Raw genomic sequence first — 26,814 nt, 5'->3', positions numbered from 1 at the left:
TGCCACCGCCGCGCCGGGCGCAGCGAGGTGTCGGCATGAGCCGCCGGCTGGTGGTGCTGGACGTGGTCGGCCTGACCCCCCGGCTGCTGGCCCACATGCCCCGGCTGCGTGCCGTCGCCGAGCAGGGGTTCTCCGCCGGACTGGGCACCGTGCTGCCGGCGGTGACCTGCTCGGCGCAGGCCACCCTGCTGACCGGTGAGCAGCCGTCCGGGCACGGCATCGTCGGCAACGGCTGGTACTTCCGCGACCTCGGCGAGGTGCTGCTGTGGCGGCAGCACCACGCGCTGGTCGGCGGGGAGAAGGTGTGGCAGGCGGCCCGCCGGGTCGAGCCCGGCTACACGGTGGCCAACGTCTGCTGGTGGTACGCGATGGGCGCGGACGTCGACTGGACGGTCACGCCCCGCCCGATCTACTACGCCGACGGGCGCAAGGAACCGGACTGCTGGACCGACCCGCCGGAGCTGCGCGACACGCTCACCGACGCGCTGGGCACCTTCCCGCTGTTCACCTACTGGGGGCCGGGCGCGGGGCTGCCGTCGTCCCGGTGGATCTGCCGGGCGGCCGAGCGCATCCTCGCCGACCACGCCCCCGACCTGACCCTGGTCTACGTCCCGCACCTGGACTACGACCTGCAACGCTTCGGCCCGTCCTCGCCCCGGGCCGCCGCCGCGGCGGCGGAGCTGGACGCGGTGCTCGCCCCGCTGCTGGACGCCGCGCGGGCCGCCGACGCGACGGTGGTGGCGCTCTCCGAGTACGGCATCACCGACGTCTCCCGCCCGGTGGACGTCAACCGGCTGCTGCGTGCCGAGGGGCTGTTGCGGGTCTACACCCAGGACGGCATGGAGTACCTGGACCCGTGGACGTCGCGGGCGTTCGCCGTGGCCGACCACCAGGTCGCCCACGTCTACGTGAAGGACCCGGCGGACGTGGCCGCGGTGGCGAAGCTCTGCGCCGGGCTGCCCGGGGTGGCCGAGGTGCTGGACGCCGAGGGCAAGGCGGCGGCGGGGCTGGACCACGAGCGGGCCGGTGAACTGGTGCTGGTGGCCGAGCCGGACTCCTGGTTCACCTACTACTACTGGCTCGACGACGACCGCGCCCCGGACTTCGCCCGGAACGTGGAGATCCACCGCAAGCCCGGGTACGACCCGGCGGAGCTGTTCTTCGACCCGGCCGCGCCGGGTGCGGCGAAGCGGCGGGCGGGGGTGGCGCTGGCCCGCAAGAAGCTCGGCATGCGCTACCTGATGAGCGTGGTGGGTCTGGACGCGGGGGCGCGGGCGGTGCGCGGTTCGCACGGCCGGTTGCCGGCCGATCCGGCGGACGGCCCGGTGCTGCTCTGCTCCGACCCGTCGCTCGCCCGGGACACCTTCGCCGCGACCGAGGTCAAGGCGTTGCTGCTGGACCTGGCCGGGCTGGGGGCGGGTGCCGACGGGGCGTCCACGGCCCCGACCGGCCCGCCGGGCGCGGGGGAGCGGCGGTGACGCTCACCGCCGCCCCGACCGACGCCAGTGAGCTGCGCACCCGCTTCGACGCCGAGCTGGTGGCGTTCCTCGACCGGCAGGGCCCGGACTGGCCGGACGGTGCCCCGCGCGGCATCTTCTCCGCCCTGCACCGGTTCGTGCTGGCCGGCGGGAAGCGGTTGCGTCCGCTGTTCTGCTACTGGGGTTGGCGTGGGGCCGGGGGCGTGGACGACCGCCCGATCGTGGTGGCTGCGGCGGCGTTGGAGCTGTTCCACGCGTTCGCGCTGATCCACGACGACATCCTGGACGGCAGCGACCACCGCCGGGGCGCGCCGTCGGTGCACCGGGTCTTCGCCGAGCTGCACACCCGCTCGGCGTGGCGCGGCGACCCGGAGACGTACGGCCGCAACACCGCGCTGCTCTGCGGGGATCTCTGCGCGGCCTGGTCGGACCAGATGTTCCACGAGTGCGGGATGACCTCCGCGCAGATCTGGCAGGGGTACCGGGTCTTCGCCCGGATGCGCACCGAGGTGATCGCGGGGGAGTACCTGGACCTGGTCTCCGGGGTCGGGGACGGCTCGGTGGCCAGCGCGCTCACCGTGATCCGGATGAAGGCGGCCCGGTACACGGTGACCCGGCCGTTGCAGATCGGCGCGGCGCTGGCCGGGGGCCCGGCGGAGCTGATCGCCGCGCTTGTCGACTTCGGCGATCCGTTGGGTGACGCGTTCCAGCTCCGCGACGACGTGCTGGGTGTCTTCGGTGATCCGGCGGTGACCGGCAAGTCGATCCTGGACGACCTGCGGGAGGGCAAGCCGACGGTGATGATGGCGATGGCCCGCGACGCCGCCGACCGGGCCCAGGCCGCCCGGCTGCGGGACCTGTTCGGCAATCCCGAGCTGGACGCGGCGGGCGCCGCCGAACTGCGGACGATCATCGAGGCGACCGGGGCGCGGGAGAAGATCGAGCGGTTGATCCGGGTCCGGGCCGACGCCGCCCGGGTCGCGCTCGCCCAGGTGCCGTTGGCGGAGCCGGCCCGTGCCGCGCTGGCCGCCCTGGCCGATCAGGCCGTGCACCGGCAGCACTGAGCCGTCCCGCCCCGGCCCCTGCGGTGGTCCGGAGGGTGCACCCCGGCGCGGTGGGACCGGCAGGAGTCCGGCGCGGCGGCCGGTCTTTCATCAGATGAATGTGGATTCCCGTGCGGGTGGGCCGGCCCGGTGTCGCCAGCCGGCGACACCGGGCCGGGGCAGGTGGTGGCCACCCGGGGGGTGTGGCACTTCTTGTCACTGTCCGGTGACCCGCAGGTCGTCACCCGGGCCGACCGGCCCGCTGTCGTCGGGCGCGGTGCCGGGAGGGCGGCCGGGGCGCGGGCTTCATCTGATGAAAACCCACAACGGTGGGCAGAGGGTATGGACATTGATATAGGTCACCATTAATGTTTGTGGCATCACGGGCATGTTTCGTCAAGGTGAACCGGCGGCGCGGTAACCCCTTGGCGAGCGACCTTCCGCTGGGCGGTTCGCGCCCCGGCCGAGGGTTCGGACCGGCCGACCGGGGCACCCCCGGCCGCCCGGCCTGCCCTGCCACACCCCACCACTCCACCCCACCACCCGGCATCCGGCGCGGCGGCACGCGTCCCGCCCTGGCCGTGATCCGTCAGGAAGGGACAGCCCTCCAATGTCCACAAAGGACCCCACCGGTCACCGTTCCCGACGGTGGCTACCCTCCGCGACCGCAATGCTGCTGGCCGTCACCGCCGGCACGGTCGCCGCCACCACCGGCCCGACCGCGCCGGCCGCCGCGCACACCATCAACGCCAGCGACTTCCAGCAGGTCGAGCTGGCCCGTGGCGTCAACGAGATGGGCGAGCCCATGTCGCTCGCCGTGCTGCCGGACCGGTCCGTGCTGCACACCGCCCGCAACGGCACGGTGCGGCGCACCGACTCCGCCGGCGTGACCCGGGTGGTCGGCACGATCCCCGTCTACACCCACGACGAGGAGGGGTTGCAGAGCCTCGGGGTCGACCCGGACTTCGCCAGCAACCGGTTCATCTACCTCTACTACGCGCCGCCGCTGTCCACCCCCGGCGGCGACGCGCCCGCCACCGGCAGCAACTGGTCGGCCTGGCAGGGCGTCAACCGGTTGTCCCGGTTCACCCTGAACAGCGACTTCACCCTCAACCAGGCCAGCAAGGTCGACGTGCTCGACGTCGGGACCGACCGGGGCATCTGCTGCCACGTCGGCAGCGACATCGACTTCGACGCCGCCGGGAACCTCTACCTGTCCACCGGCGACGACTCCAACCCGTTCGACTCCGCCGGCTACTCGCCGCTGGACGAGCGCACCAACCGCAACCCCGCCTACGACGCCCAGCGCAGCGCCGGCAACACCAACGACCTGCGCGGCAAGCTCCTGCGGATCAAGATGAACCCCGACGGGACGTACTCGATCCCGAGCGGGAACCTGTTCCCCCCGGGCACCGCGAAGACCCGCCCCGAGATCTACGCGATGGGCTTCCGCAACCCGTTCCGGATCAGCGTCGACAAGGCCACCGGCGTCGTCTACGTCGGCGACTACGGCCCGGACGCCGGCAGCACCAACGCCAACCGGGGCCCCTCCGGCCAGGTCGAGTTCAACCGGGTCACCGGCCCCGGCAACTACGGCTGGCCGTACTGCACCGGCACCAACACCACGTCCGAGACGTACAACGAGTGGAACTTCGCCAGCAACTCCACCGGCCCCAAGTTCAACTGCACCGGCGGGCCGACCAACAACTCGTTCCGCAACACCGGCCTGGGCACCCTCCCGCCGGCCAAGCCCGCCTGGATCAGGTACGGCGGGGACGCCGGCAGCCCCGCCGCGTTCGGCGGCGGCTCCGAGTCCCCGGCCGCCGGCCCGGTCTACCGGTACGACCCGAACAACCCCTCGGTGACGAAGTTCCCGCAGACCTTCGACGGGCAGTTCTTCGCCACCGAGTTCGGCCGGGGCTGGGTCAAGCCGATCCACCTCAACAGCGACGGGTCGCCCGGCACCATCGACAGCTTCCCCTGGACGGGCAAGCAGGTGATGGACTCCGCGTTCGGCCCCGACGGGGCGTACTACCTGCTCGACTACGGCACCGGCTACTACAACGGCGACGCCAACTCCGCCCTGTACCGCTTCGACTACGTCGGTGGCGGCAACCGGGCGCCGATCGCCCGCGCGACGGCCGACCGCACCTCAGGCCCCGCGCCGTTGACCGTGAACTTCTCCTCGGCCGGGTCCACCGACCCCGAGGGCGGGACGCTGACCTACTCGTGGGCGTTCGGCGACGGCACCACCTCCACCGCGGCCAACCCCAGCAAGACGTACACCGCGAACGGCGCGTACACCGCGACGCTCACCGTGCGGGACCCGCAGGGGGCGACCGGCACCAGCAGCGTGACCGTCAGCGTCGGCAACACCGTCCCGACGGTCACCATCAACAGCCCCGGCGACGGCTCGCTGTTCTCCTTCGGGGACACCGTGCCGTTCAGCATCACCGTCACCGACCCCGAGGACGGCACGATCGACTGCACCAAGGTCAAGATGACCTACGTGCTCGGCCACGACCAGCACGGCCACCAGATCACCTCGGCCAACGGCTGCTCCGGCACGATCACCATCCCGGTCGACGGTGAGCACGACGAGGCGGCGAACATCTTCGCCATCTTCGACGCCGAGTACACCGACGCCGGTGGGCTCACCACGCACACCCAGCACACCCTCCAGCCCCGGCGGCGGCAGGCCGAGCACTTCAAGACCTCGTCCGGCATCGCCACCTTCGACAAGACCCCCGCCGAGGGCGGCAAGACCGTCGGCAACATCGAGAACGGGGACTGGATCGGGTTCTCCCCGTACCAGCTCGGCAACGTCACCTCGTTCACCGCCCGGGTCTCCTCGGCCGGTGCCGGCGGCACCGTCCAGATCCGCGCCGGCTCGCCCACCGGCACCGTGCTCGGACAGGCCACCGTGCCGGTCACCGGCGGCTGGGACGTCTTCACCACGGTCACCGGCACGGTGTCCGGCGCGCCCACCGGCACCACCACGCTCTACCTGACCTTCGCCGGTGGCAGCGGACTGCTCTACGACCTGGACGCGTTCACCCTGAACACCGGCACCACCCCACCGCCGACCAACGGCACCGGGCCGATCAAGGGCCTGGCCGGCAAGTGCCTGGACGTGCGCAACGCGGCCACCGCCGACGGCACCCAGGTGCAGATCCTCACCTGCAACGGTGGGGCCGGGCAGACCTGGACGGTCACCCCGAACGGCCCGATCAAGGCGCTGGGCAAGTGCCTGGACGTCAACGGCGGCGGCACCGCCAACGGCACCAAGATCCAGCTGTGGAGCTGCACCGGCGGCAGCCCGCAGGTCTGGTCGGCGCAGACCGACGGGACGCTGCGCAACCCCGCCTCGGGCAAGTGCCTGGACGTCTCCGGGAACAGCTCGGCCGACAGCACCGTGGTCCTGCTGTGGACCTGTAGCGGCGCCGCCAACCAGAAGTGGACCCTGCCCTGACCTGACGGGCGCGGGACCGGCGGTGTCCGGTCCCGCGCCCCCCGGCGTACTGGAGCACGACATGAGACTCCTCCGACCGATCCTCGGCGCGGCCACCGCCGTCCTCGCCGTCCTCGCCTGCACCGCCCCGGCCACCTCGGCGACCGCCGCCGACGCCGCCTACGACGTGCTGGTCTTCTCCAAGACCGCCGGATTCCGGCACGACTCCATCGCGGTCGGCACCCAGGCCATCCGCGACCTGGGGGCGGCGAACAACTTCACCGTCACCGCCACCGAGGACGGCGGCCAGTTCACCACCGCCAACCTCGCCCGGTTCGAGGCGGTGATCTTCCTCAACACCACAGGTGACGTGCTCAACGCCAGCCAGCAGAGCGCCTTCGAGTCGTACATCGCCGCCGGCGGCGGGTACGTCGGCGTGCACTCCGCCGCCGACACCGAGTACGACTGGCCGTTCTACGGCAACCTGGTCGGGGCGTGGTTCGCCTCCCACCCGGCCATCCAGCAGGCCACCGTACGGGTGGAGGACCGCGCGCACGCGGCCACCGCCCACCTCGGCCCGACCTGGCAGCGCACCGACGAGTGGTACAACTACCGCACCAACGCCCGCTCCACCGCGCACGTGCTGGCCAACCTCGACGAGTCGTCGTACTCGGGGGGTGGGATGGGGGCCGACCACCCGCACGTCTGGTGCAAGACGTACAACGGCGGCCGGTCGTTCTACACCGGCGGCGGCCACAACCAGTCGGCGTACTCCGAGCCGGCCTTCCGCTCCCACCTGCTCGGCGGCATCCGGTACGCGGCCGGCCGGACGAAGGCCGACTGCCGGCCCGAGACCGGCTACACCGCGCTCTACAACGGGTCCACCAACGGCTGGTCGCAGGCCGGGCCGGGCAGCTTCACCAACTCCAACGCCACCCTCAGCTCGGTCGGCGGGCTGGGCATGCTCTGGTACAGCGCGAAGCAGTTCACCAACTACTCGCTCAAGCTGGACTGGAAGGTCGACGGGGACGACAACTCCGGCGTCCTGATCGGGTTCCCGCCGTCGAGCGACCCGAACTCGGCGATGGACAACGGCTACGAGGTGCAGATCGACGCCACCGACACCGCCGACCGGACCACCGGCTCGATCTACTCGTTCCAGGCCGCCGACCAGGCCGCCCGGGACGCGGCGCTGAACCCGCCGGGGGAGTGGAACACCTACGAGCTGCTGGTCGAGGGGGAACGGCTCCAGGTCTTCCTCAACGGGGCGAAGATCAACGACTTCACCAACACCAACCCGGTCCGTTCGCTCGCCGGCCACATCGGCATCCAGAACCACGGCACCGGTGACGACGCCTCGTTCCGCAACATCCGGATCAAGGAGCTGGGCGGCACCACGCCGACCAACGGCACCGGCCCGATCAAGGGTCTGGCCGGCAAGTGCCTGGACGTGCGCAACGGCGCCACCGCCGACGGCACCCAGATCCAGATCTTCACCTGCAACGGCAGCGCCCGGCAGACCTGGACGGTCACCCCGAACGGCCCGATCAAGGCGCTGGGCAAGTGCCTGGACGTCTCCGGTGGCGGCACCGCCAACGGTACGAAGATCCAGCTGTGGAGCTGCACCGGTGGCAGCCCGCAGGTCTGGTCGTCCCAGTCCGACGGCACCCTGCGCAACCCCGCCTCCGGCAAGTGCCTGGACGTCTCCGGCAACAACTCGGCCGACAACACCGTGGTCCTCCTCTGGACGTGCAGTTCCTCCGCCCCCAACCAGAGGTGGACCCTCCCCCAGTAACCCCACCCCACCCCACCCCGCCCGCCACCCGCCGGCCGTGGGCCGGGCTGAGCATCGGTGATCAAGAGGTTTGCGTCACGACGGGGCCACCCGCGTGACGCAAACCTCTTGATCGTCGTGGGCGAGCGAGCGAGCGAGTGGGCGGGCGGGAGGGAGGAGGCGGGGACGCGCGGGTGGGTGGGGGAGAGGGGTTTCGTGGGGGGTGGGGTGGGCTTAGAGTGGTGGGCGGCGACCCGTGGGTGGCCGGTGACCCGACGGGAGGCGCAACCCGTTGGGCCCAGGTGCGTGTGCACCCACCGGTGACCCGGCACGGCCGTCGACGTACCGGCCCGGCCCGGTCACCCTCGCCCCGGTCAGCTCAGGAATCCCCACCACAACAGGGGAGACAGACGATGGCGCGACCGATCACGCTCTTCACCGGCCAGTGGGCCGACCTGCCGTTCGACGAGGTCTGTCGACTCGCCTCCGAATGGGGCTACGACGGGCTGGAGATCGCCTGCTGGGGCGACCACTTCGAGGTCGACAAGGCGCTCGCCGACGACTCGTACGTCGAGCGCAAGCGGGAGACGCTGGCCAAGCACAACCTGAAGGTCTTCACGATCTCCAACCACCTGGTGGGTCAGGCCGTCTGCGACCATCCGATCGACGAGCGGCACCAGGACATCCTGCCCGCCCGGATCTGGGGCGACGGCGAACCCGAGGGGGTACGCCAGCGGGCCGCCGAGGAGATCAAGGACACCGCCCGTGCGGCGGCGAAGCTCGGCGTGGACACGGTGGTCGGCTTCACCGGGTCGTCGATCTGGCACACGCTGGCGATGTTCCCGCCGGTCCCGCCGGCGATGATCGAGCGCGGCTACCAGGACTTCGCCGACCGGTGGAACCCGATCCTCGACGTCTTCGACGAGGTGGGGGTGCGGTTCGCCCACGAGGTGCACCCCAGCGAGATCGCCTACGACTACTACACCACCAAGCGGACGCTGGAGGCGATCGACCACCGGCCCGCGTTCGGGCTCAACTGGGACCCGTCGCACTTCGTGTGGCAGGAGCTGGACCCGGTGAACTTCATCTTCGACTTCGCCGACCGGATCTACCACGTCGACTGCAAGGACGCGAAGGTGCGCACCGGGGACGGTCGGCGCGGCCGGCTCGCCTCCCACCTGCCCTGGGCCGACCTGCGGCGCGGCTGGGACTTCGTCTCCACCGGCCACGGTGACGTGCCCTGGGAGGACTGCTTCCGGGCGTTGAACGCCATCGGGTACACCGGGCCGATCTCGGTGGAGTGGGAGGACGCCGGGATGGACCGGCTCGTCGGTGCGCCGGAGGCGCTGGAGTTCGTCCGCCGGCTGGCGTTCGACGCCCCGACGGCGGCGTTCGACGCGGCGTTCAGCAGCGGCAAGGACTGAGACACCCGTCGGGCCGGTCGCCACGTGGCGACCGGCCCGACGACGTACGGACGATCAGAGGGTGCTGCCGTTGGCGCCGGTGCCCGGCGCCTTGGGCTTCGGGGTGGTGGTGGTCGAGCTGGTCGGGCTGACGCCCGACTTGGCGCCGACGGTGGCCGGCGTGCCGGCGAAGGCGTCGTCGGCCGGGGTCAGCTCCGGCTTGCCGCCGTTGCCGGTGTGCAGCTTCTCGCCGAGCCTGGACTGGCCGAGCTTGTCCTTGCCCTCGCTGTACAGGCGGGTGGCCTGGGCCTGTGCGACCCCGGCCGCCTCCTGGACGGTCGGGTGGTCGAGCACCTTGCGGCCCCGCACGACCAGCTCCTCGTACTTCTCCCGGCCGGCACGGGCGCCCAGGACGAAGCCCGCAGCCAGCCCGCCAAGAAACATGATCTTTCCGCGCATGGCGGCTCCTTCCGTACCTGACGCTCCCGTCGCTCCCGCCGGTGGTGCCCGGTCGGGACCGACCATCGTCGCGCCCCACAGTTTTCTCGGTCGACAGCTAACTACCCATCCTGCTCCGCGCTCATACCTGGTTGTGCCGGGATGACGAATTGTCCGCATTGTGAGCGTCGATCGTTCGGGCGGTGGCGCGGCGGTCGAATGCGGTAACCCCCTGGACCGAACCCCCCCGAAGTCCTGTACTCTTGTGCCGTCGCCGAGCGCCGGAGAGATCCGGTACGACGCGGCGAAGCAGTCCCCCGTAGCTCAATTGGCAGAGCAGCCGGCTGTTAACCGGCAGGTTTTTGGTTCGAGTCCAAACGGGGGAGCCCAGTCTTCCACTCCCGCCCGTCGGCCTCGCCGACGGGTTTTTCCGTATCCCGGCCCCGCTGCCGATGCCCCGCGCCGCCGCGAAGAGGACCGGATGGGCGGTTTCGGCCCCCGAGGGCGTACCCGGGCGGCAGGATGACGGATGTCGACCTGGACTCCCGCCGCGTCGACCGGTGCGTCGACTGAGGGGTGGACCGGGATGGCCGGTGGACGGGGCCGGGGCACGGCCACGCTGATCGCCGTGGCGGTCGTCCTGGCCTGGCTGGTCGTCGGCGGCATCGCCGGACCGTACGCCGGCAAGCTGGGCGACGTCGCCACCAACGACAACGCCGCCTTCCTGCCCACCGACGCCGAGGCGACCCGCGCCCAGGACCTGGCCGCCGGCTTCGTCGCCCGACCGACCACCCCCGCCCTGGTGGTGTACGCGCGCAGCACCGGCATCACCGGTGCCGACAAGGAACGGGCGGTCGCCGACAGCACCCGGTTCGCCCAGGTCAAAGGGGTGGTCGGGCCGCTGCCCCCACCGATCGCCAGCCAGGACGGCCAGGCCCTGCAGGTGGTGGTGCCGATCGACGACGCCGAGGGCGAACAGATCGGCCAGGTGGTCGACGAGTTACGGAGCATCGCCGGGGGCGACCGCGACGGGCTCACCGTGGACGTCGCCGGCCCGGCCGGCCTGCTCGCCGACCTGATCGAGGTCTTCTCCGCCATCGACGGGCCCCTGCTGCTGGTCACCCTGGTCGTGGTGCTGATCATCCTGCTGGTCGTCTACCGCAGCCCGGTGCTGTGGATCTTCCCGCTGCTGGCGGCGGGGATGTCGTACGCGCTGGCGTCGGTCTTCGTCTACCAGCTCGCGAAGCACGACGTGATCAAGCTGAACGGGCAGGCCCAGGGCATCCTCACCGTGCTCGTCTTCGGCGCCGGCACCGACTACGCGCTGCTGCTGATCGCCCGCTACCGGGAGGAACTGCACCGGCACGAGCGCCCCTGGGACGCGATGCGTACCGCCTGGCGGGGTGCCGCCCCGGCCATCGCCGCCTCCGGGGCCACCGTCATCGTGAGCCTGCTCTGCCTGCTGCTGTCCAGCCTCAACTCCAACCGGGCGCTCGGCCCGGTGGCCGCCATCGGCATCGCCGCCACCCTGCTGGTGATGCTGACCTTCCTGCCCGCGCTGCTGGTGCTCGGCGGCCGGTGGGCGTTCTGGCCGCGTACCCCCGGGGTGGACCGGGCGGACCCGCAGGCCGAACACGGGGTGTGGGCCCGCATCGCCCGCTTCGTCGCCCGCCGGGCCCGGGTGGTGTGGCTGACCACCGCCGTGGTGCTGGCCCTGCTCACCCTCGGCCTCACCCAGCTCGGGGCCACCACCCTCGGTCAGTCCGAACTGTTCGCCAACCGCACCGAATCGGTCGCCGGGCAGGAGGTGATCGCCCGGCACTACCCGGGCGGCACCGGCAGCCCGGCGACCATCTTCACCCGGCAGCAGACCGCCGGGCAGGTCGCCCAGGTCGCGCAGGGCGTGCCCGGGGTGGCCGCCGTGCGCCCGGTGACCGGGCGGGACCAGACCGGCCCGCCCGACCCGAACGCCCCACCCCTGGTGGTCGACGGACGCGTGCAGCTGGAGGCGACCCTGACCGACCCGCCGGACAGCGACGCCGCCGCCCGGACCATCCGCAACCTGCGCGAGGCGGTGCACCGGGTGCCCGCCGCCGACGCCGTGGTCGGCGGGTTCACCGCCATCGACGTGGACACCTCCGACGCGTCCACCCGGGACCGCAACGTCATCATCCCCGTCGTCCTCGTGGTGATCACGGTGATCCTGGCGCTGCTGCTGCGGGCGCTGGTCGCGCCGGTGCTGCTGATCGCGACGGTGGTGCTGTCCTTCCTGGCCACCCTCGGGCTCTGCGCGCTGGTCTTCACCTACCTGCTGGACTTCCCCGGCGTGGACGCGTCGTTCCCGCTGTTCGCCTTCGTCTTCCTGGTCGCCCTCGGCATCGACTACAACATCTTCCTGATGAGCCGGGTCCGCGAGGAGTCCGCCCGCCGGGGCACCCGGGCCGGGGTGCTGGCCGGGCTCACCGTCACCGGCGGGGTGATCACCTCGGCCGGTATCGTGCTCGCCGCCACCTTCTCGGCGCTGGCCGTACTGCCGTTGGTGGTGCTTGTCGAGTTGGGTGTGGCGGTCGCCGTCGGGGTACTGCTGGACACCATCGTGGTCCGCTCGCTGCTGGTGCCCGCCCTGTCGTACGACATCGGGCCCACGGTGTGGTGGCCGAGCCGACTGTCCCGGTCGGCGCGCGACGACGCGGAGGTGGCACATGGTCGCTGAGACGGACGTGGTGATCGTCGGCGGTGGTCTCGCCGGGCTGGCGGTCGCCCGCCGGCTGCACCGGGCCGGGGTGCCCTGGCGGCTGCTGGAGGCCGGCGACCGGATCGGCGGCCGGGTCGCCACCGACACCGTCGACGGCTACCTGCTCGACCGGGGCTTCCAGGTGCTCAACACCGCCTACCCGAGGCTCGGCACCCTGCTCGACCTGGGCACCCTCGACCTGGGCTGGTTCACCTCCGGGGTGCTGGTCCGCCGCGGCGACCGGCTCGACCGGCTGGTACACCCGCTACGCGAACCCGGCGGCACACCCGCCACCGTGCTCGCCGGCGTCGGCTCGCTGCCCGACCGGCTCCGCTTCGCCGCCCTCGCCACCGGCTGCGCGACCCTGCCGGCGCACCGGTTGCTGACCGCGCCGGAGACCAGCAGCGAGACCGCCCTGCGCCGGGCCGGGCTGTCCGACACCATCATCGAGGAGCTGATCCGGCCGTTCCTGTCCGGCGTGCTCATCGACCGGGAACTGGAGACCTCCAGCCACGTGCTGGCGATGATCCTGCGGTCCTTCGTCCGGGGCCGGATCGGCCTGCCCGCCCGGGGGATGGCCGCGCTGCCGCAGGCCATCGCCGCCCCGCTGCCCGCCGACCTGATCACCTGCGACACCCCGGTCACCTCGGTCGCCCCCGGCCGGGTCCGCACCCCGGCTGGTGAGATCACCTGCCGCGCCGTCGTGGTCGCCGCCGACCCGACGGCGGCGACCACGCTGCTGCCCACCCTGCCCCGGGTACGCACCCACAGCTACACCACCTACTACCACAGCGCCCCCCAGCCGCCGCTCGACGAACCGGTCCTGCTCGTCGACGGCGACCGGCGGGAACTCGTCGCCAACACGGTGGTGGTCAGCCGGGCCGCGCCGTCGTACGCCCCGCCCGGCCGGCACCTCGTGGCGACCTCCGTGGTCGGCCCCACCGCCCCGCCCGAACCGACGATCCGCGCCGAACTGGACCGGCTCTACGGACGCTCCACAGCGGACTGGGAACACCTGACCACGGTGTCGGTCCCCGAGGCGCTGCCCGCCGCGCCACCCCCGCAGGGGCGGCTCCGCAAGCCGGTGGCGCTCGGCGGAGGGATCTTCGTGGCCGGCGACCACCGGGACAGTCCGTCCATCCAGGGGGCGCTGGCCAGCGGCTGGCGTACGGCCGGATCGGTGCTCGCGGAACTGCGCGCGGCGGGCTGATTCCGGTGCTCGCGCAACGCCGGTTCGGGTGCATCCGGATCGACTGCTGACTGTTATTCTCGCGTAGCCCATCGTGCCGATCGGTGTCGGTGGGCGGGCCGGTTCGGTGGTGGCCGGTGGCCAGCCGGGCGGGTTACGATCCGGCGCGGTATCGGGGGCGGTAGCTCAGCAGGTTAGAGCAGTGGACTCATAATCCATCGGCCACGGGTTCGAGTCCCGTCCGCCCCACCCGAAACGGATGTCCGAGCGGGGCGCACGGCCGCCGAAGCGCAGGCCAGGGCGGCGCACCCGCACGGGCGCTGGTCAGTCCTGGCCGCCGCGGTACTCGTACAGGCCGTCGATCATCCTGCGTTTGAGCGCCGGGACCCGGTCGACCACGCGCAGGTAGCCGCGCATGCCGGCGAGCGCGGCGCGACCCAGCACCGGCTTGTGGACCAGGGCGTCGGCGGTCATCTGCTCCCGGGAGTCCCGGACGGCCTGGAAGCCGTACTCGATCATCCGGGTTTCGTAGTCGTGGACGGCCTCGACCAGCCCTTTGTGCCCGTCGCGGACGAGCGTCAGCTCGTCGGTCAGGCGCTGCGCGTCCCGCAGCGCGGTGTTGGCGCCGACGCCCCGGCCCGGCGTCATGGTGTGGATGGCGTCGCCGAGCAGGGTGACGTTCGTGCTGGGCCAGGCCGGGATCGGCACCGAGGTGCGGATGGTGATGGCGAACGCGGTGCTCGGGTCGCCGAGGGTGAACAGTTGGCGCAGCCGGGGGCTCCACGTCGGGGTCATCCGCAGGACGAGGCGGATGAGGTCGTCGCCGCCGTACGTCATGATGTCGGCCGGGAACTTGTCGGCCGCCGCCGCGATGCCCCAGTTGAGGTAGTCGCGGGTGTTGTCGAACTGCAGGCCGGGCCAGCGCGCCAGCAGTTCGTCGTCGTTTCTCGGCCGGCCCTGCTGGTCCCAGGGGAACTCCATCCAGTGCAGGATGCAGGATTTGCCGCCGGGTGCGAGGACCATGCCGATGCCGGGAAAGAACCGCGTCGGTAGCAGCGCCGTGGTCCGGGGTGTCATCGGCACCTTCGCGGCGATCGCGATGATGCCGGTGTCCTCGGTGCGGGCGTGGGGGAGGTACTGCCGGCGTACCGCCGAGTTGACGCCGTCCGCCGCCACCAGGAGGTCGCCGGTGGCGGTGGTCCCGTCGGCGAAGTGGGCGGTGACGCGACCGTCGGCCTGGTGCCGGTAGCGGACGAAGGTCTTGTCGAAGTGGATGACGTCCTGCATGCCGGTGAAGAGCACCTGGCGCAGGGTCATCCGGCTCACCGACCTCTCGCTGTCGACGTCGTCGGTGGCCGGGCGCAGGGGCAGCGCGAGCGTCGGCCGGAGCTGCTCGTCGAAGAACACGAAGTGTTCCGGCGCGCGGGCGCAGGTCGCCACGAACGTGCGGTAGAGCTGGTCGGGCAGGCACGCCTTGAGCGCCCGGCTGCCGTGCGGGTCGATGCCGACCCGGTAGCCGTGCAGGCCGTCGCTGCGGGTGCGGTCCCGCTCGTAGACGGCGACGTTGATGCCGGCCCGGCGTAGGCCGTGTGCCAGGCACATCCCGCCGGTTCCGGCGCCGATCACGAGTACGTCCATGTCCCCGCTCCTCTAGAGAATCTGATTACTAGATTATCTAGATACCGTACGGCGGTTGGCTAGAATTTCCCACCATGGGTCTGGCGGAGCAGCTCGGCGAGGCGATGCAGGCGTACCAGCGCGCGGTCGACGTGCTCGACCAGCGCGCCGCCGACCTGCTCGGCCTGAACCGCACGGACATGCGCTGCCTCGAACTGCTGTTCGCGCCGGAGCCGCCGAGCCCCGGCGAACTGGCCGTCGCGGCCGGGATGACGACCGGGGGTGTCACCACCGCGATCGACCGGCTGGAACGCGCCGGCTACGCGACCCGGGAACGCGACACCGCCGACCGTCGCCGGGTGACCGTCCGCCCCACCGAGGCGGCCAACCGGAAGATCGGCGCGATCTACGGGCCGATCGTGACCGACGGACAGGCGTTCCTGCGGCGGTACGACGACGAGACGCTGGCGCACATCCTCGAATTCATCACGCACGCCACGCGGAGCTGTCACGAGCACGCCGAGCGGCTGGGCCGGTAGCCGACCCCCTCGTCGGGGCGCGCGGCGTCGCGGACGGGGGCTCTGCGGGGGAAACAGCAAAGGCAGGGGGTCGGAGCCTCCCTGCCACTTCTAACGTATATCGCACCCCGGGTCTTGTGGCAAGACCCGGGTGCCGGTGCAGAATCTCCACTCGACGCCAGAACCTGGCGAAATCCGAGATTCGCGAAGCATGCGTCGGTATCGACGCATCGGGCAACGCGAGCGGTCGAACGGGGAATCCATGATCGACGTGACCATCGTGGGCGGTGGGCCGACCGGCCTGATGCTGGCCTCCGAGCTGCGGCTGCACGACGTACGGGTGGCGGTGCTGGAGCGCGACGCCGAGCCGACCAGCGTGGTGCGCTCGCTCGGCATGCACGTGCGCAGCATCGAACTGCTGGACCAGCGGGGCCTGCTGGAGCGGTTCCTCGCGCACGGAAAACAGTTCCAGATCGGCGGCTACTTCGCCGGCATCGCCAAGGAGTGGCCGTCGGGGATGGACACCGCGCACGGCTACGTCCTCGGCATCCCGCAGCCGGTCACCGAGCGGCTGCTGGCCGAGCACGCCACCGCGGTCGGCGTCGAGATCCGGCGGGGCAGTGAACTGGTCGGGCTCAGCCAGGACGGGGACGCGGTGACCGCCGAGCTGGCCGACGGCACCCGCCTGCGTACCCGCTATCTCGTCGGCTGCGACGGTGGCCGCAGCACGGTGCGCAAGCTGCTGGGTGTCGGCTTCCCCGGTGAGCCCACCAGGAACGAGACGCTGCTGGGCGTGATGGAGCTGACCGCGCCGCAGGACGAGGTCGTCGCGGTGATGACCCGGGTACGTCGGACGCAGCTCCGGTTCGGGGTCGGCCCGGTCGGGGACGGCGAGGGGCTGTACCGCGTCGTCGTACCGGCCGCCGGGGTGAGTGAGGACCGGGCGGTCGCACCGACCATCGAGGACTTCCGGCAGCAGTTGCGGGCGACCGCCGGCACGGACTTCGGGGTGCACTCGCCCCGCTGGCTGTCCCGCTTCGGCGACGCCACCCGGCTGGCCGAGCGGTACCGGGTCGGCCGGGTGCTGCTGGCCGGCGACGCGGCGCACGTGCACCCGCCGCTGGGTGGGCAGGGGCTCAACCTCGGTCTCCAGGACGCGTTCAACCTGGGCTGGAAGCTGGCCGCGCAGGTCGCCGGGTGGGCGCCGGCGGACCTGCTGGACACCTACCAGGCGGAGCGCCGGCCGGTGGCGGCGGACGTGCTGGACAACACCCGCGCGCAGACGGAGCTGATGTCCCTTGAGGCGGGCCCGCAGGCGGTCCGTCGGCTGCTGACCGAGCTGATGGACTTCGAGGAGGTGAACCGGTACCTGATCGAGAAGATCACCGCGATCTCGGTCCGGTACGACCTCGGTGCCGGCCACGACCTGCTCGGTCGGCGGTTGCGGGACGTGGAGCTGAAGCGGGGACGCCTCTACGGGCTGATGCACCGGGGGCGGGGGCTGCTGCTGGACCAGACCGGGGAACTCTCGGTGGCGGGCTGGGCGGACCGGGTCGATCGCGTCGTCGACGTCGGAGAGGAGTTGGCGGTGCCCGCGCTGCTGCTGCGACCCGACGGGCACGTGGCGTGGGTCGGTGCCGACCAGCGGGAACTGCGCGACCGGCTGTCCCGGTGGTTCGGCGTCGCCACCGCGGCCCAGGAACTGTCCGGGTTCAGCCGGTAGGGCCGGCGTCAGGGTGCGTCGGGCCGGGTCGTGCCGTCGCCGCCGCTCTGCTGGGCGGCCCGTAGCGCGGCGTGCATCTCCCAGGGCGCCTGGGGCAGCGCGCGGCCGGTTTCGAGCAGTGACTTCAGGTTGGCCATGACCGCGGGCCAGCCGGCGGAGACCGCGTCGAAGTCCTCGTCGGACGGCAGGTTCACGTGCGTGACGGTCAGCCGGACGATGTCCCGGTGCGGTTCGATGAGGAAGGTGACCGTGGAGGCGTCCGGCCCGGCCTCGGCGTCGACGTCGCCGAAGGTCATGACCAGCCGGGTCGGCGGGGTCGCTTCGAGGACCGTGCCGCCGCCGTCGGCGATGCCCGAGCCGTCGGTGCGCCGGTGTTCCCACCGGGAGCCGGGTCGCCAGTCGGAGACGTTGTGGTGACCCCAGTAGGTGCCGGTCAGGTCGGCGTCGGTCAACGCCTCCCAGACCCGTTCCGGGGTGGCGTGGAGGTAGGTCACGTACACGAAGGTGGGTTTGGTGACGGTCATCTGCGGCTCCTCTGCCTGTCGGCGGATCGCGTCGAGCACCCGTAGCCGGGGTTCCTCGAACGCGGCGATCCAACGCTGCGGCAACTCGTGGATGGGGACCGGGTTGAGGTAGTGCCACCTCTCCCGGCCGCGTCGGACGGCGTTGACCAGATTGGCCTCCTGCAACACGCCGAGGTGTTGCGTCACCGACTGCCGGGTGATGGCCAGTTGGGCACAGAGTTGGCCCAGGGTCTGACCGTCCTCCCGGCGGAGGCTGTCGAGCAACCGGCGACGGGTCGGGTCGGCGAGCGCCTTGAACACCTTGTCCATGTCACCGGCCATGACCAGCATTATGCAGTCATCTGCCTGCCTAATGTCAAGCGTTGCGCCGCCGTCGGCGAGGGAGTCGGGCGCGGAAAGCTCCCCCGCCCGTCACCGGGCGGGGGAGCGGATCATCCGGTACGGGCCACGCGGCCCGTACCGGATGACGGGTCGCACCCGGAGGCGGACCGGGACGGTCAGGCGACCGTGCAGGCCGCGCCGTTGAGGGTGAACGAGGAGGGCTTGGCGGTGTTGCCGGTGTGGTTGGCCTGGAAGCCGATGTCGACCGAGCCGCCGGCCGGGATGGTGCCGTTGTAGCTGGCGTTACGCGCCGTCACCTGCCCCGACGAGGGGGAGTAGGTGGCGTTCCAGCCGGAGGTGATGCTCTGCCCGCCGGGCAGCGTGAACACCAGGGACCAGCCGTTCACGGCGCTGGAACCGGTGTTGGTGATGGTCAGGTTCTCGGTCAGGCCGCTGTTCCACGCGTTGACGCTGGCGGTGACCCGGCAGGCCCCGGAGCTGGGCGGCGGGGTGGTGGTCGGCGGCGGGGTGGTCGGCGGGGGCGTGGTGGGCGGCGGGGTGGTGGGCGGCGGGGTGGTCGGCGGCGGGGTGGTGGGCGGCGGCGTGGTCGGGGTGGGGTTGGTCAGGCCGAAGAACTGGAGGGCGACGGCGGCCATCCCGCCGGAGGGCAGGCTGTGCCCCGCCCCCTGGATGCTGTACGCCTCGACCAGGACGTTGCCGCTGCTGTCGGCGTAGCGGCGGCGGTTCCAGCCGGACTGCGGGGTGTCGGTGGAGGTGGGCGTCTGGCTGAGCCCGAACACGTTCGTCCACTGCTCGATGGTCTCCTGGAGCAGCGAGTACGGCACCAGGGTGTCGGCGGTGCCGTGCCACAGCTGCACCTTCGGCCGGGGGCCGGTGTACCCGGGGTACGCCTGCTGGCGGACCGCGTCGCCCCACTGCTGCGGGGTGCGGTTCATGTTCCCGCCGGTGCACTGGCTGGCGCCGGGCGGGTAGTCGGCCGCGTTGGCGAAGCAGTTGTAGGGCACCCCCATGAAGGCGGCGCCGGCGGCGAACACGTCCGGGTAGACCGCCAGCATGTGGTTGGTCATCATGCCGCCGGACGAGCTGCCGGTGGCGAACACCCGGCGGGGGTCGCCGCCGTACTGCCGCTCGGTGTAGTTGATCATCGAGACGATCGACACGGGGTCGCTGCCGCCGCCCCGGCGCTTCGCGGCGTCCGACCAGGTGTCGAAGCAGTTGCCGAAGCCGGCCTGCTGGGTCGCCGACGGGTAGATCACGATGTAGCCGTACCGGTCGGCCAGCGAGGCGAATTCGCTGCTGGAGTAGAAGCCGGGGCCGGTGCCGCCGCAGCCGTGCATGGCCACCACGATCGCCGGGTTGGTCGGGCGGGTGTTCGGCACGTAGATGTGCATCCGCATCCGACCGGGGTTGTCGCCGAAGTTGGTCACCTCGACCAGCGACGCGGCGTACGCCGGCTGGAGCGTCGGTACCACCAGGGCGGCTGCCGCCACGGTGGCGACCAGCGGCGCCGCCAGGGCGAGCAGCAGTTTCCGTCTGATTCTCATGGGCGTGACTCCCTCACAGGTTGAGATCGGCCGCGCGACCGTGCGACACGGGTACGCCCGGATGCCCGTGTCGTCCGCGCTGGCCCACTACGTCCGGCATGCCCTGCCCCGGCCCTAGGGCATTGCATGGCACTTAGTGTTCTCCTAGGTCCGACAAGTGTCAATCGAATGGCCTCGATACACTGGGCGGTCACCGGTTCCGCGCCCGGGTCCACCCCGGACCGCGTTCGGTAGGCGGGCACCGGTGCGCCGTCTACAGTCGGTGCCACCGTCGCCCAGCCGAGCCCGGAGCGTCCCCAGTGCCACACCCGTTCGACATCGAGGAGATCTTCCCCGACGACGGGGACCACCCGGTGCGGCTGCCCCGCCGGCAGGCCGGCAACTCGCCCCAGGGCGTCGCGGTGACCCTGCTGGCCGACTACACGCTGCGTACCCGGGCATGGCTGCCGTCCGCCGCCATCGTCGCGCTGCTCGCCGAGTCCGACGTCAGCCTCGCCGGCGCGCGGACCGTGATCAGCCGGCTGGCCCGCCGGGGGGTCCTCGAAGGGAGCCGGCAGGGCCGACGCAGCTCGTACCGGCTCAGCCGGTCCGCCGCCGTCAGCCTCTCCGTCGGCGGCAGTTGGGTGATGGCCGCGACCACCACCACCCAACCGTGGGACGAGTGCTGGACCCTCGTCGCGTTCTCCCTGCCCCAGGAGCGCAGCGCGCAACGACGCGCCCTGCGCGGCCAACTCCGGTGGCTGGGCTACGCGCCGCTGTACGACGGACTGTGGATCTCACCGCACGAGCTGACCCCGAAGGCACGGGCCCACCTCGCCCAGCTCCACCTCGGCGCGGTCACGGTGTTCCGTGGCCGGCGGGTCGACCTCGACGCGGTCGCCGGCCGCGACCCGCTCGACGCCTGGGACGTCGCGGCGGTCGCCGAACAGTACGAGAGCTTCCTGCGGCGCTGGCAGCCGATCCTGCCGCGCATCGCCGCCGGCCGGGTCGACGGCGCCGAGGCGGTCCGGGCCCGGACCGAGGTGATGGACACCTTCCGGCGGTTCCCCACCCTCGACCCGCAGCTACCGCTGCGGCTGCTGCCCGCCGGCTGGCTGCGCGGCCCCGCCCGGGAGACCTTCGCCGCCGTCTACGACGGGCTCGCCGACACCGCCGAGCGGCACGTCCGGGCCGTCGTCGCGCGGTTCGCCGACGGTACGGAGGCCGACGTGCGGGCGCACACCACCGCCGACCTCCTGGCCGGCGTGTGCGCCACCGAAACCCGGCATGCCGCCCCGCCCGGCCTGGCGGAGCCGTCCCCCGCGCACTGACCCGTCAGTCAGGTCGGTTCAGAGCTTCAACCCGTCGACGGTGCCCAGGTCGTACCAGGTGAGCGAGAAGGAACCGCCGGACGGGACGACCGGGAACACGCCCCAGCTCTCCAGGACCGCACCGGGCCGCAGGGTGAAATCCTCACCGGAACGCTCCGCCGCGCAGTACGTGTCGACCGGGTTGACCCGCCGCCCGTCGGCCAGCGTGAGGTGCGACGACTGGAGATCCACCGCCCGCTCCGGGCAGCTCAGCACCCACCCGCCGGGCGACCGGGTCTCGTAGCGCAACTGCACCCGCAGCTGTCCCGACGTCGTCACCTCCAGACCCGTGACGGTCGCCGTGTTCTGCCCGTCGTCGTAGAGGAGGCGACTCATTCGCCGTGGGCCGGCCTCCGGCGAGGCCGAAGCGGCCGTGCCGGGCGCGGCGGTCGACGGGGCGGGACTGCCGGACGGCGGCTGCGTGGCCCCGGAGGCGGTTGCCCCGGCCGGTGCCGCCGCGTCCGGACCCGGTCCGGTCTTCTGCGGCCCGTTGAGCGTGAGCCAGACCACGGCGGCGGCCCCCAGCACCGCGATGAGGACGACGCCGACGATCAACCCGACCAGATGCTTGCGCAACATCGATGATCCTTACTGCCGGTGAACAGGCTCCTTCCACGCTAGATCCCGGTGACAAGATCCGCAGGCCGGCGGGGTCGTCGAGCTCACCTGCGGCGGGCCCGTTCCAGCACCTCCTCGGCGGTCAGCGGGCTACGCGGATGATGGCTGAGCGACAGCGGGGTCCGGATCTTCACCGGTGCGGCACCCTCGGCGGCGAGATAGAACTCGCCGGTGCCGAGCCGGGCGACGTCGGCGATGTCGCCACCCTTCGCCTTGGCCATCTCCCGGGCGGCCTCGATCTGGATCGGGCTGTTCAGCCGGCCGTAGAGCTGGGTCGCCGCGTTGCCCGGAATCCGGTTGTGCAACCCCTTGGGCGCCTGGGTGGCGAAGACCAGCCCCAGGCCGTACTTGCGGGCCTGCGCCGCCAGGGCCAGCGTGCTCTGGGTGCACGGCGTCATCGCGCCGGACGGGGCGAACGTCTGTGCCTCGTCCATCACGAGCAGCCCGAGCAGCGGCCGGTCGTTCGCCGGGTGTTTCCTGATCCAGGCGAACAGCGCCATCTGCAACTGGTTGACGAAGCCCTGCCGGGCCTCGTCGGACTGCAGCCCGACGAGGCTGACGACGGAGATCCGGGCCCGCGCGCCGGGGGCGGGGGTGAGCAGCAGCCCCGGGTCCATCGGGCTGCCCTCGCCGCCGAAGAGCGGATCGTTGACCATCGCCGCGGCCAGCGACTGCGCGATCCCCACGCCGATCTTGTCCGCCCCGTCGATGTCCAGCAGCCCGTCCGGCAGGTCGGCCAGGGTGTCGATCAAGCCCTGTACCCGGCTGCCACCCCGCCGGCCGTAGTGCTCCACGGCCTTACGCAGCACGGCGAGCCCCAGGTGGACCTTGTTGGTGCGACCGGTCAGCTGGGCGCGGGGCGCGAGCGACGCGACAGCCGCCTCCACGGCCTCGTGGAACTCGTCGGGGTCGTCGCGCACGCTGCGGAAGTCCGGCAGCGGCTGGAAGCTCAGCGGGCGGCCCGACGACCGGCGTGGCGTCCACACCAGCACGTCGGTCCCGGCGAGGTAGTCGCGGGCCTTCCCGGCGTCCCCGGCGCGCCACTGCGGCGGCGGTTCCGGCCACCCGTCGCCGAGCCGGGCCAGGTCGTTGTTGGGGTCGAGGACGATGGCGGAGACCCCGGCGAGGGCACACTCCTCCAGGACGCGGCGGATCAGCACGGTCTTGCCGGACCCGGAGCCGGCGAAGATGGTGGTGTGCTTGCGGAGGGCTTCGAGCGGGAGCGACACGGGTTCGTCGGTGCGGTGGTCGTATCCCACGGTGAGACGCGGACCGGACTCCGCAGCCCCGGCCGGCAGCGGATCGACCTGCCCCGGACCGGGTCGCCCACACCCGGCGTCGGTCCGCCCGGCCCCGCCCGGTCCGGACGGTGCCACGCGTCCCGCCGTGTCGTCACCGGGAGCGGCGGGGAGCCAGTCGGCGACGGAGGCGAGGGCCTGTCGCAACACGGTGAGGTCCCGGGTCGGTTGACGGGCGGTCAGCCAACCCCGGATGTCGACCGGTGACTCGGCGAGCATGACCCGCAGCGCCCCGAGGATGCGGAGATCCCCGTGGTCCAGCGGCAGGATCGTCCCGCCGGCCCGGGTGAAGGCCGTGACCGCCTGCCGGGTCTTGGCGCCGCCGGACCAGGCGCCGTTGCGGAGCAGGAACAGTCTGCGCCGGGCCACCCGGGCGTCGAGCCCCGCCACCGTGCACGCCTTGCGGAGCCGGGCCAGCGCGGCGATGGCGTGGTGTTCCTCGCTGATCGCCCGGAAACACCAGTGGACCTGGTCCTCGGTGGCCTCGTCGAGGGTGAGCCGGAGCCGGGCGTGCAGCGGCGGTTGGGCGCTCGGGGGCGGGTCCACGCTGAACGATCCGCCGCCCTCGCCGCGTTCCACCACCCAGGCGGTGAGGCCGGCCGCGAGCAGGGCGGGAACCGTTCCGTCCTCGCCGTCGCGGGTCAGCGGACCGGAAACGTCGGCCTCGTTCTTGAGCTGGGCGAACCTCTTGTCGAACGGCTCCAGGCCGGCGGCGGGAACGCCGCGCGGGCTGTGGGGCTGCGGCTGCGTCGGATCACCGAGCCGGGTCAGCTCCCGCACCTCGCCGGCCGCGAGGCAGTCCCGGATGTGCCGGTCGATGTCGATCAGCAGTTCCCGAGGGGTCATCCCCTCGGCGTGTGCGAAGGCGTCGGGCCGCACCGGCCACGAGGGATACGGGGGTACGAAGCCGACCTCGGCGAACCGGACGGCGAGCCGTCGTTCGATGATCCTCCGGGCCAGCGCGGGATCATGGATGGTGGTGAGCCGGGGTGGCACCCGGAACCGGTCGCTCACCGTGTCCACCGTCCGACTCCTGATGATCGTCCACGACGTCGGCAGGCAGGCCACCAAGGTGAGCGTGCGGCGGGTGAGCTGGCGCAACGACATCAGGCCGTCGGCGATCCGGGCGTGCACCGCAGCCTGCTCCGGGTCGTCCTGCGCGCCGGGTCGGGCGTGCAGGACGTCACCGGCGGCCACGGACTGCGCGATGAGCGTGTCGATCTGGTCGACGGCGATCACGGACGGGCCGGTGAGGGCCAGCAGCCAGGAGATCTCCTGGACGATCCGTTGTGGGCCGCGCGGCGTCCGCCGCATGCCCCAGGCGCTGCGCTCACCCGGCTCCCCCTCCTCGCCGGAGGTGAAGTAGTTCTCCGCGACGTCCCGGTGGGCGACGTCCTCCGAGGCGCTCAGCGCGAGCGCCCGCGCCGTCTCCCCGCAGACGCGGGCCACGTGCGGCGCGTACCCGACGAGCCCTTCGACGAACGCGTCCAGGGCCGGCCGGGTCAGTTCGGTTTCCCCCATCACCGCGCGGCGGGCCGACCGGGGTGCCCCGACCAGCGAGGAGAGCCGGCGCAGCAGCAGCCGGAGCTGGCTCTCGCCGCCGGGCACCGGCCGGGACAGTCCGTCGAGCACGGCGGCGAGCACGCTGTCCCAGAAGCCGTGCGCGTCGAGCAGCCCGACCAGGAAGAAGTAGCCGTCCTGCTGCTGCACCTGCTGCCGGATCCAGCCCAGCAGGTGGGTCTTGCCCGAGCCGCGCTGCCCCTGGAGCACCAGCCCGATCGGGCTGCTGTCGGCGCTGTGGCGGGCGTCGGCCACCCCGTCGAGGATGTCGCGGACCACGGCGCTGTGCAGGCCCTCCACGTGGAACGGCGAGGGCCGCCAGACGTCGTCGGGCACCGGCGCCCAGTCGAACCTGAGTGCCGCCAGGGCGGCGTGCTCCGCCCCGGTCATCCCACCCCGATCGCCAGCAGGTGCTTGTCCTGGCCGCCCAGCCGCAGGGCCGCCGCCACGTCGGCCGTGGTGAGCGCCTTCTGGTTGGATTCCGGGACGATGTCCACGTCCGGCTCGCGCTCCAGATCCCGCAGCGCCTCGTCGAGGTCGGCGGGGTCGACGTCGCCGAAGAACGGCCGCAACCGGGCCAGGCTGACCCAGGCCCCCGGCTCGGCGGCCAACGCCCCGTACGCGTGCCGGACGCGCAGACCGAGGGTGCGCCGCAGGTCCGGCCGGGGCTCACCGCCCCGCACGTCGGTGAGTGCGAACATCTCACCGAACGTGCGGTAGTCGCTGCGCGCCATGACCCGGTCCCGCAGGTTCACCTGCAACGCCGTCAGCGCCCCACCGAGGATCCGGCCGACCGGGGACTGGAAGGGCAGGTCCTCCTGCACCCGTACCCAGCCCTTGTCGGCGAGCTGGTGCAGGAAGGTGTTGCCCTCACGGCGGCTGTCCAGGTAGCCGAGCCGGTTGAGCTTGTCCCGGTACGACTTGCGGATGTCGACGCCGTAGCGCTTACGCAACTCGGTGTTGGGCACCTCCCGGGCCTCGGCCATCAACACGACCAGGATCGCGCTCTCGGAGGGGGTGAGGTCATCGCCGGGCATGGAACGTTCCTTCCGCCATGTCGCGTCGCCGGGCCCGGATGACGGTGCCGATCTGGTGCACCACCGCGCCGACGTCGTGGTTGATTCGGGCATTGGTGAAGCGGAGGACGGCGTAACCGTCCATTTGCAACCGCACGTCGCGCTGCCGGTCCGCCTCGAACCGGTCCGGCCGGCAGTGCTCCGGGCCGTCGACCTCGACGACACACCGTTCCGTGGGCCAGAGCAGGTCGAGGCAGACCGGGGGCGTGAGGGGATGCGACTGGTGGTAGTGGTTCCAGACCCGGCCCGCCGCCCAACTCTCGGCGGCCAGGGCGGCCTCCAGAGCCGCCTCGGTGCTGCTGCCGGGATGGGGACGCCCCAGCACCGTCGGTGACGTCGCCGGGGCCGGCGGGGGCGGTGCGACCGCCGCCGGGGTGAGCGCGACGCTGACCACCCGGTCTTCGTGCCGCAACGGCGTCCCGGCCAGCCACACGGCGACCCGGCCGTGGTGGCACAACCACTCCGCGCCCGCCACGACGGCCCGTTCCCCGGCCGGGTCGAGACCGGCGGGAACCTCGACCAACAGGCTCACCCGGGGTCGGCCGAAGCCGTCCGCCACCACCCGGGTCAACCCCGGACAGCGGATCTCCGAAGGGAACGGGTCGGTCGGTGGACGCCGCCCGGACAGCGCCACGCCGGCGAGGTACGCCAGGAACGGTGCGAAGTGCGCGGAGCCCCGCGCCCGCCGGACGGCGGCGGCCCGGACGGCGGCCAGGCCGAACGGGTCGGCGCGGGGGACGTCCGCGGCCTCGGTGAGCCAGCCGGGCAGCAGCGCCACCGCCACCCGTTCGAGGTCGTCCAGGACGGCACGGACGAAGGCGCCGGGGGTACGGGTCGGGCCGGGCCGTAGCACGACGGCGACCGGGCCGGCCGTCTCCCCGGTGGTGGTCGCCGCGACCGTGTCGATGGGTACGCCGCCGAGCTGCACGACGCGATCCACCGGCAACCCGGCGAGCTGCTGGACGAGACTCATGGCGGGTCACCGGCGTGGACCGCGACCGCCGCTTCCCGGGGGAGGTCGGATCGGGCGGAACTCAGCGGTCTTCATCCTCCCGTGCGGCTATCGGACGAACCCGAACACACTACGAAGCGGTTCGCCGGAAGCGCCAGAGCCGTCCCCGGTCAGTCGTGCTTC

At 72.3% G+C, this 26,814-nt stretch carries 18 protein-coding genes and 2 tRNA genes; 12 read left to right on the top strand and 8 right to left on the bottom strand.

Annotated elements, in window-relative coordinates:
* Nucleotides 1–35: 35 nt before the first annotated feature.
* The 5 genes from FJK98_RS25375 (at nucleotide 36) to FJK98_RS25355 (ending at nucleotide 9,170) form a co-directional block, all read left to right on the top strand.
* Nucleotides 36–1,478: an alkaline phosphatase family protein gene (locus tag FJK98_RS25375; protein WP_145921231.1), complete on the top strand. Its 1,443-nt coding sequence runs from the start codon at nucleotides 36–38 to the stop codon at nucleotides 1,476–1,478.
* Nucleotides 1,475–2,542 carry a polyprenyl synthetase family protein gene (locus tag FJK98_RS25370; protein ID WP_145921230.1) on the top strand — a complete coding sequence of 356 codons (1,068 nt, stop codon included), beginning with the start codon at nucleotides 1,475–1,477 and terminating at the stop codon, nucleotides 2,540–2,542. The genes FJK98_RS25375 and FJK98_RS25370 overlap by 4 nt, the downstream gene beginning before the upstream one ends.
* 649 nt (nucleotides 2,543–3,191) lie before the next feature.
* Entirely contained in the window at nucleotides 3,192–5,993 is a 2,802-nt protein-coding gene (locus tag FJK98_RS25365) for a carbohydrate-binding protein (protein ID WP_228542902.1), read from the top strand.
* Nucleotides 5,994–6,054: 61 nt separating this feature from the next.
* The gene (locus tag FJK98_RS25360; RefSeq protein ID WP_145921228.1) at nucleotides 6,055–7,767 is read left to right on the top strand and encodes a ThuA domain-containing protein; all 1,713 of its coding nucleotides are present in this window, start codon (nucleotides 6,055–6,057) and stop codon (nucleotides 7,765–7,767) included.
* Nucleotides 7,768–8,159: 392 nt separating this feature from the next.
* Nucleotides 8,160–9,170 carry a sugar phosphate isomerase/epimerase gene (locus FJK98_RS25355; RefSeq protein ID WP_145921227.1) on the top strand — a complete coding sequence of 337 codons (1,011 nt, stop codon included), beginning with the start codon at nucleotides 8,160–8,162 and terminating at the stop codon, nucleotides 9,168–9,170.
* A 54-nt stretch (nucleotides 9,171–9,224) separates the two neighbouring features.
* Here the strand turns inward: FJK98_RS25355 and FJK98_RS25350 are convergent, their stop codons facing one another.
* A complete protein-coding gene (locus FJK98_RS25350) occupies nucleotides 9,225–9,608 on the bottom strand; it encodes a hypothetical protein (protein ID WP_145921226.1) in 384 nt (127 codons plus the stop codon).
* A 292-nt stretch (nucleotides 9,609–9,900) separates the two neighbouring features.
* Between FJK98_RS25350 and FJK98_RS25345 the strand changes: the two genes are divergently transcribed.
* From FJK98_RS25345 to FJK98_RS25330, 4 genes are all read left to right on the top strand, one after another.
* Nucleotides 9,901–9,973, top strand: a tRNA-Asn gene (locus FJK98_RS25345).
* Nucleotides 9,974–10,173: 200 nt separating this feature from the next.
* Nucleotides 10,174–12,300, top strand: coding sequence for an MMPL family transporter (locus FJK98_RS25340; RefSeq protein WP_145921225.1), 2,127 nt, complete (start codon nucleotides 10,174–10,176; stop codon nucleotides 12,298–12,300).
* The gene (locus FJK98_RS25335; protein ID WP_145921224.1) at nucleotides 12,290–13,531 is read left to right on the top strand and encodes an NAD(P)/FAD-dependent oxidoreductase; all 1,242 of its coding nucleotides are present in this window, start codon (nucleotides 12,290–12,292) and stop codon (nucleotides 13,529–13,531) included. The genes FJK98_RS25340 and FJK98_RS25335 overlap by 11 nt, the downstream gene beginning before the upstream one ends.
* A gap of 154 nt (nucleotides 13,532–13,685) precedes the next feature.
* Nucleotides 13,686–13,759: transfer RNA gene (locus FJK98_RS25330), tRNA-Ile, on the top strand.
* A 75-nt stretch (nucleotides 13,760–13,834) separates the two neighbouring features.
* On the opposite strand, the gene FJK98_RS25325 is transcribed toward FJK98_RS25330, so the two are convergent.
* A complete protein-coding gene (locus FJK98_RS25325) occupies nucleotides 13,835–15,148 on the bottom strand; it encodes an NAD(P)/FAD-dependent oxidoreductase (protein ID WP_145921223.1) in 1,314 nt (437 codons plus the stop codon).
* A 74-nt stretch (nucleotides 15,149–15,222) separates the two neighbouring features.
* Between FJK98_RS25325 and FJK98_RS25320 the strand changes: the two genes are divergently transcribed.
* A complete protein-coding gene (locus FJK98_RS25320) occupies nucleotides 15,223–15,666 on the top strand; it encodes a MarR family winged helix-turn-helix transcriptional regulator (RefSeq protein ID WP_145921222.1) in 444 nt (147 codons plus the stop codon).
* 241 nt (nucleotides 15,667–15,907) lie between these two features.
* Nucleotides 15,908–17,368: a rifampin monooxygenase gene (rox, locus tag FJK98_RS25315; protein WP_145921221.1), complete on the top strand. Its 1,461-nt coding sequence runs from the start codon at nucleotides 15,908–15,910 to the stop codon at nucleotides 17,366–17,368.
* An 8-nt stretch (nucleotides 17,369–17,376) separates the two neighbouring features.
* On the opposite strand, the gene FJK98_RS25310 is transcribed toward rox, so the two are convergent.
* Both FJK98_RS25310 and FJK98_RS25305 read right to left on the bottom strand, forming a co-directional pair.
* Nucleotides 17,377–18,213: a metalloregulator ArsR/SmtB family transcription factor gene (locus FJK98_RS25310; protein ID WP_228542903.1), complete on the bottom strand. Its 837-nt coding sequence runs from the start codon at nucleotides 18,211–18,213 to the stop codon at nucleotides 17,377–17,379.
* A gap of 176 nt (nucleotides 18,214–18,389) precedes the next feature.
* A complete protein-coding gene (locus FJK98_RS25305; protein ID WP_145921220.1) occupies nucleotides 18,390–19,778 on the bottom strand; it encodes a PHB depolymerase family esterase in 1,389 nt (462 codons plus the stop codon).
* Between the two features lie 299 nt (nucleotides 19,779–20,077).
* Between FJK98_RS25305 and FJK98_RS25300 the strand changes: the two genes are divergently transcribed.
* Nucleotides 20,078–21,088 carry a PaaX family transcriptional regulator C-terminal domain-containing protein gene (locus tag FJK98_RS25300; protein WP_145921219.1) on the top strand — a complete coding sequence of 337 codons (1,011 nt, stop codon included), beginning with the start codon at nucleotides 20,078–20,080 and terminating at the stop codon, nucleotides 21,086–21,088.
* An 18-nt stretch (nucleotides 21,089–21,106) separates the two neighbouring features.
* Here FJK98_RS25300 and FJK98_RS25295 read toward each other — a convergent pair whose 3' ends face one another.
* The 4 genes from FJK98_RS25295 to FJK98_RS25280 all read right to left on the bottom strand — a co-directional run bounded on the left by FJK98_RS25295 (nucleotide 21,107) and on the right by FJK98_RS25280 (nucleotide 26,652).
* Nucleotides 21,107–21,706: a hypothetical protein gene (locus FJK98_RS25295; protein ID WP_145921218.1), complete on the bottom strand. Its 600-nt coding sequence runs from the start codon at nucleotides 21,704–21,706 to the stop codon at nucleotides 21,107–21,109.
* Nucleotides 21,707–21,789: 83 nt separating this feature from the next.
* Complete coding sequence (locus FJK98_RS25290; protein WP_145921217.1) at nucleotides 21,790–24,993, bottom strand: ATP-binding protein; 3,204 nt, start codon at nucleotides 24,991–24,993, stop codon at nucleotides 21,790–21,792.
* Entirely contained in the window at nucleotides 24,990–25,640 is a 651-nt protein-coding gene (locus FJK98_RS25285) for a hypothetical protein (protein WP_145921216.1), read from the bottom strand. The genes FJK98_RS25290 and FJK98_RS25285 overlap by 4 nt, the downstream gene beginning before the upstream one ends.
* Nucleotides 25,627–26,652, bottom strand: a complete 1,026-nt coding sequence (locus FJK98_RS25280; protein ID WP_145921215.1) for an endonuclease domain-containing protein — start codon at nucleotides 26,650–26,652, stop codon at nucleotides 25,627–25,629. Before FJK98_RS25280 ends, FJK98_RS25285 begins: the two co-directional genes overlap by 14 nt.
* Nucleotides 26,653–26,814: the final 162 nt, after the last annotated feature.

The sequence above is a fragment of the Micromonospora sp. HM134 genome, from assembly GCF_007833915.1.
GTDB lineage: Bacteria > Actinomycetota > Actinomycetes > Mycobacteriales > Micromonosporaceae > Micromonospora > Micromonospora wenchangensis.
The sequence above is the reverse complement of the archived record's forward strand: the minus strand, read 5'-3'. Positions and strand labels throughout refer to the sequence as shown.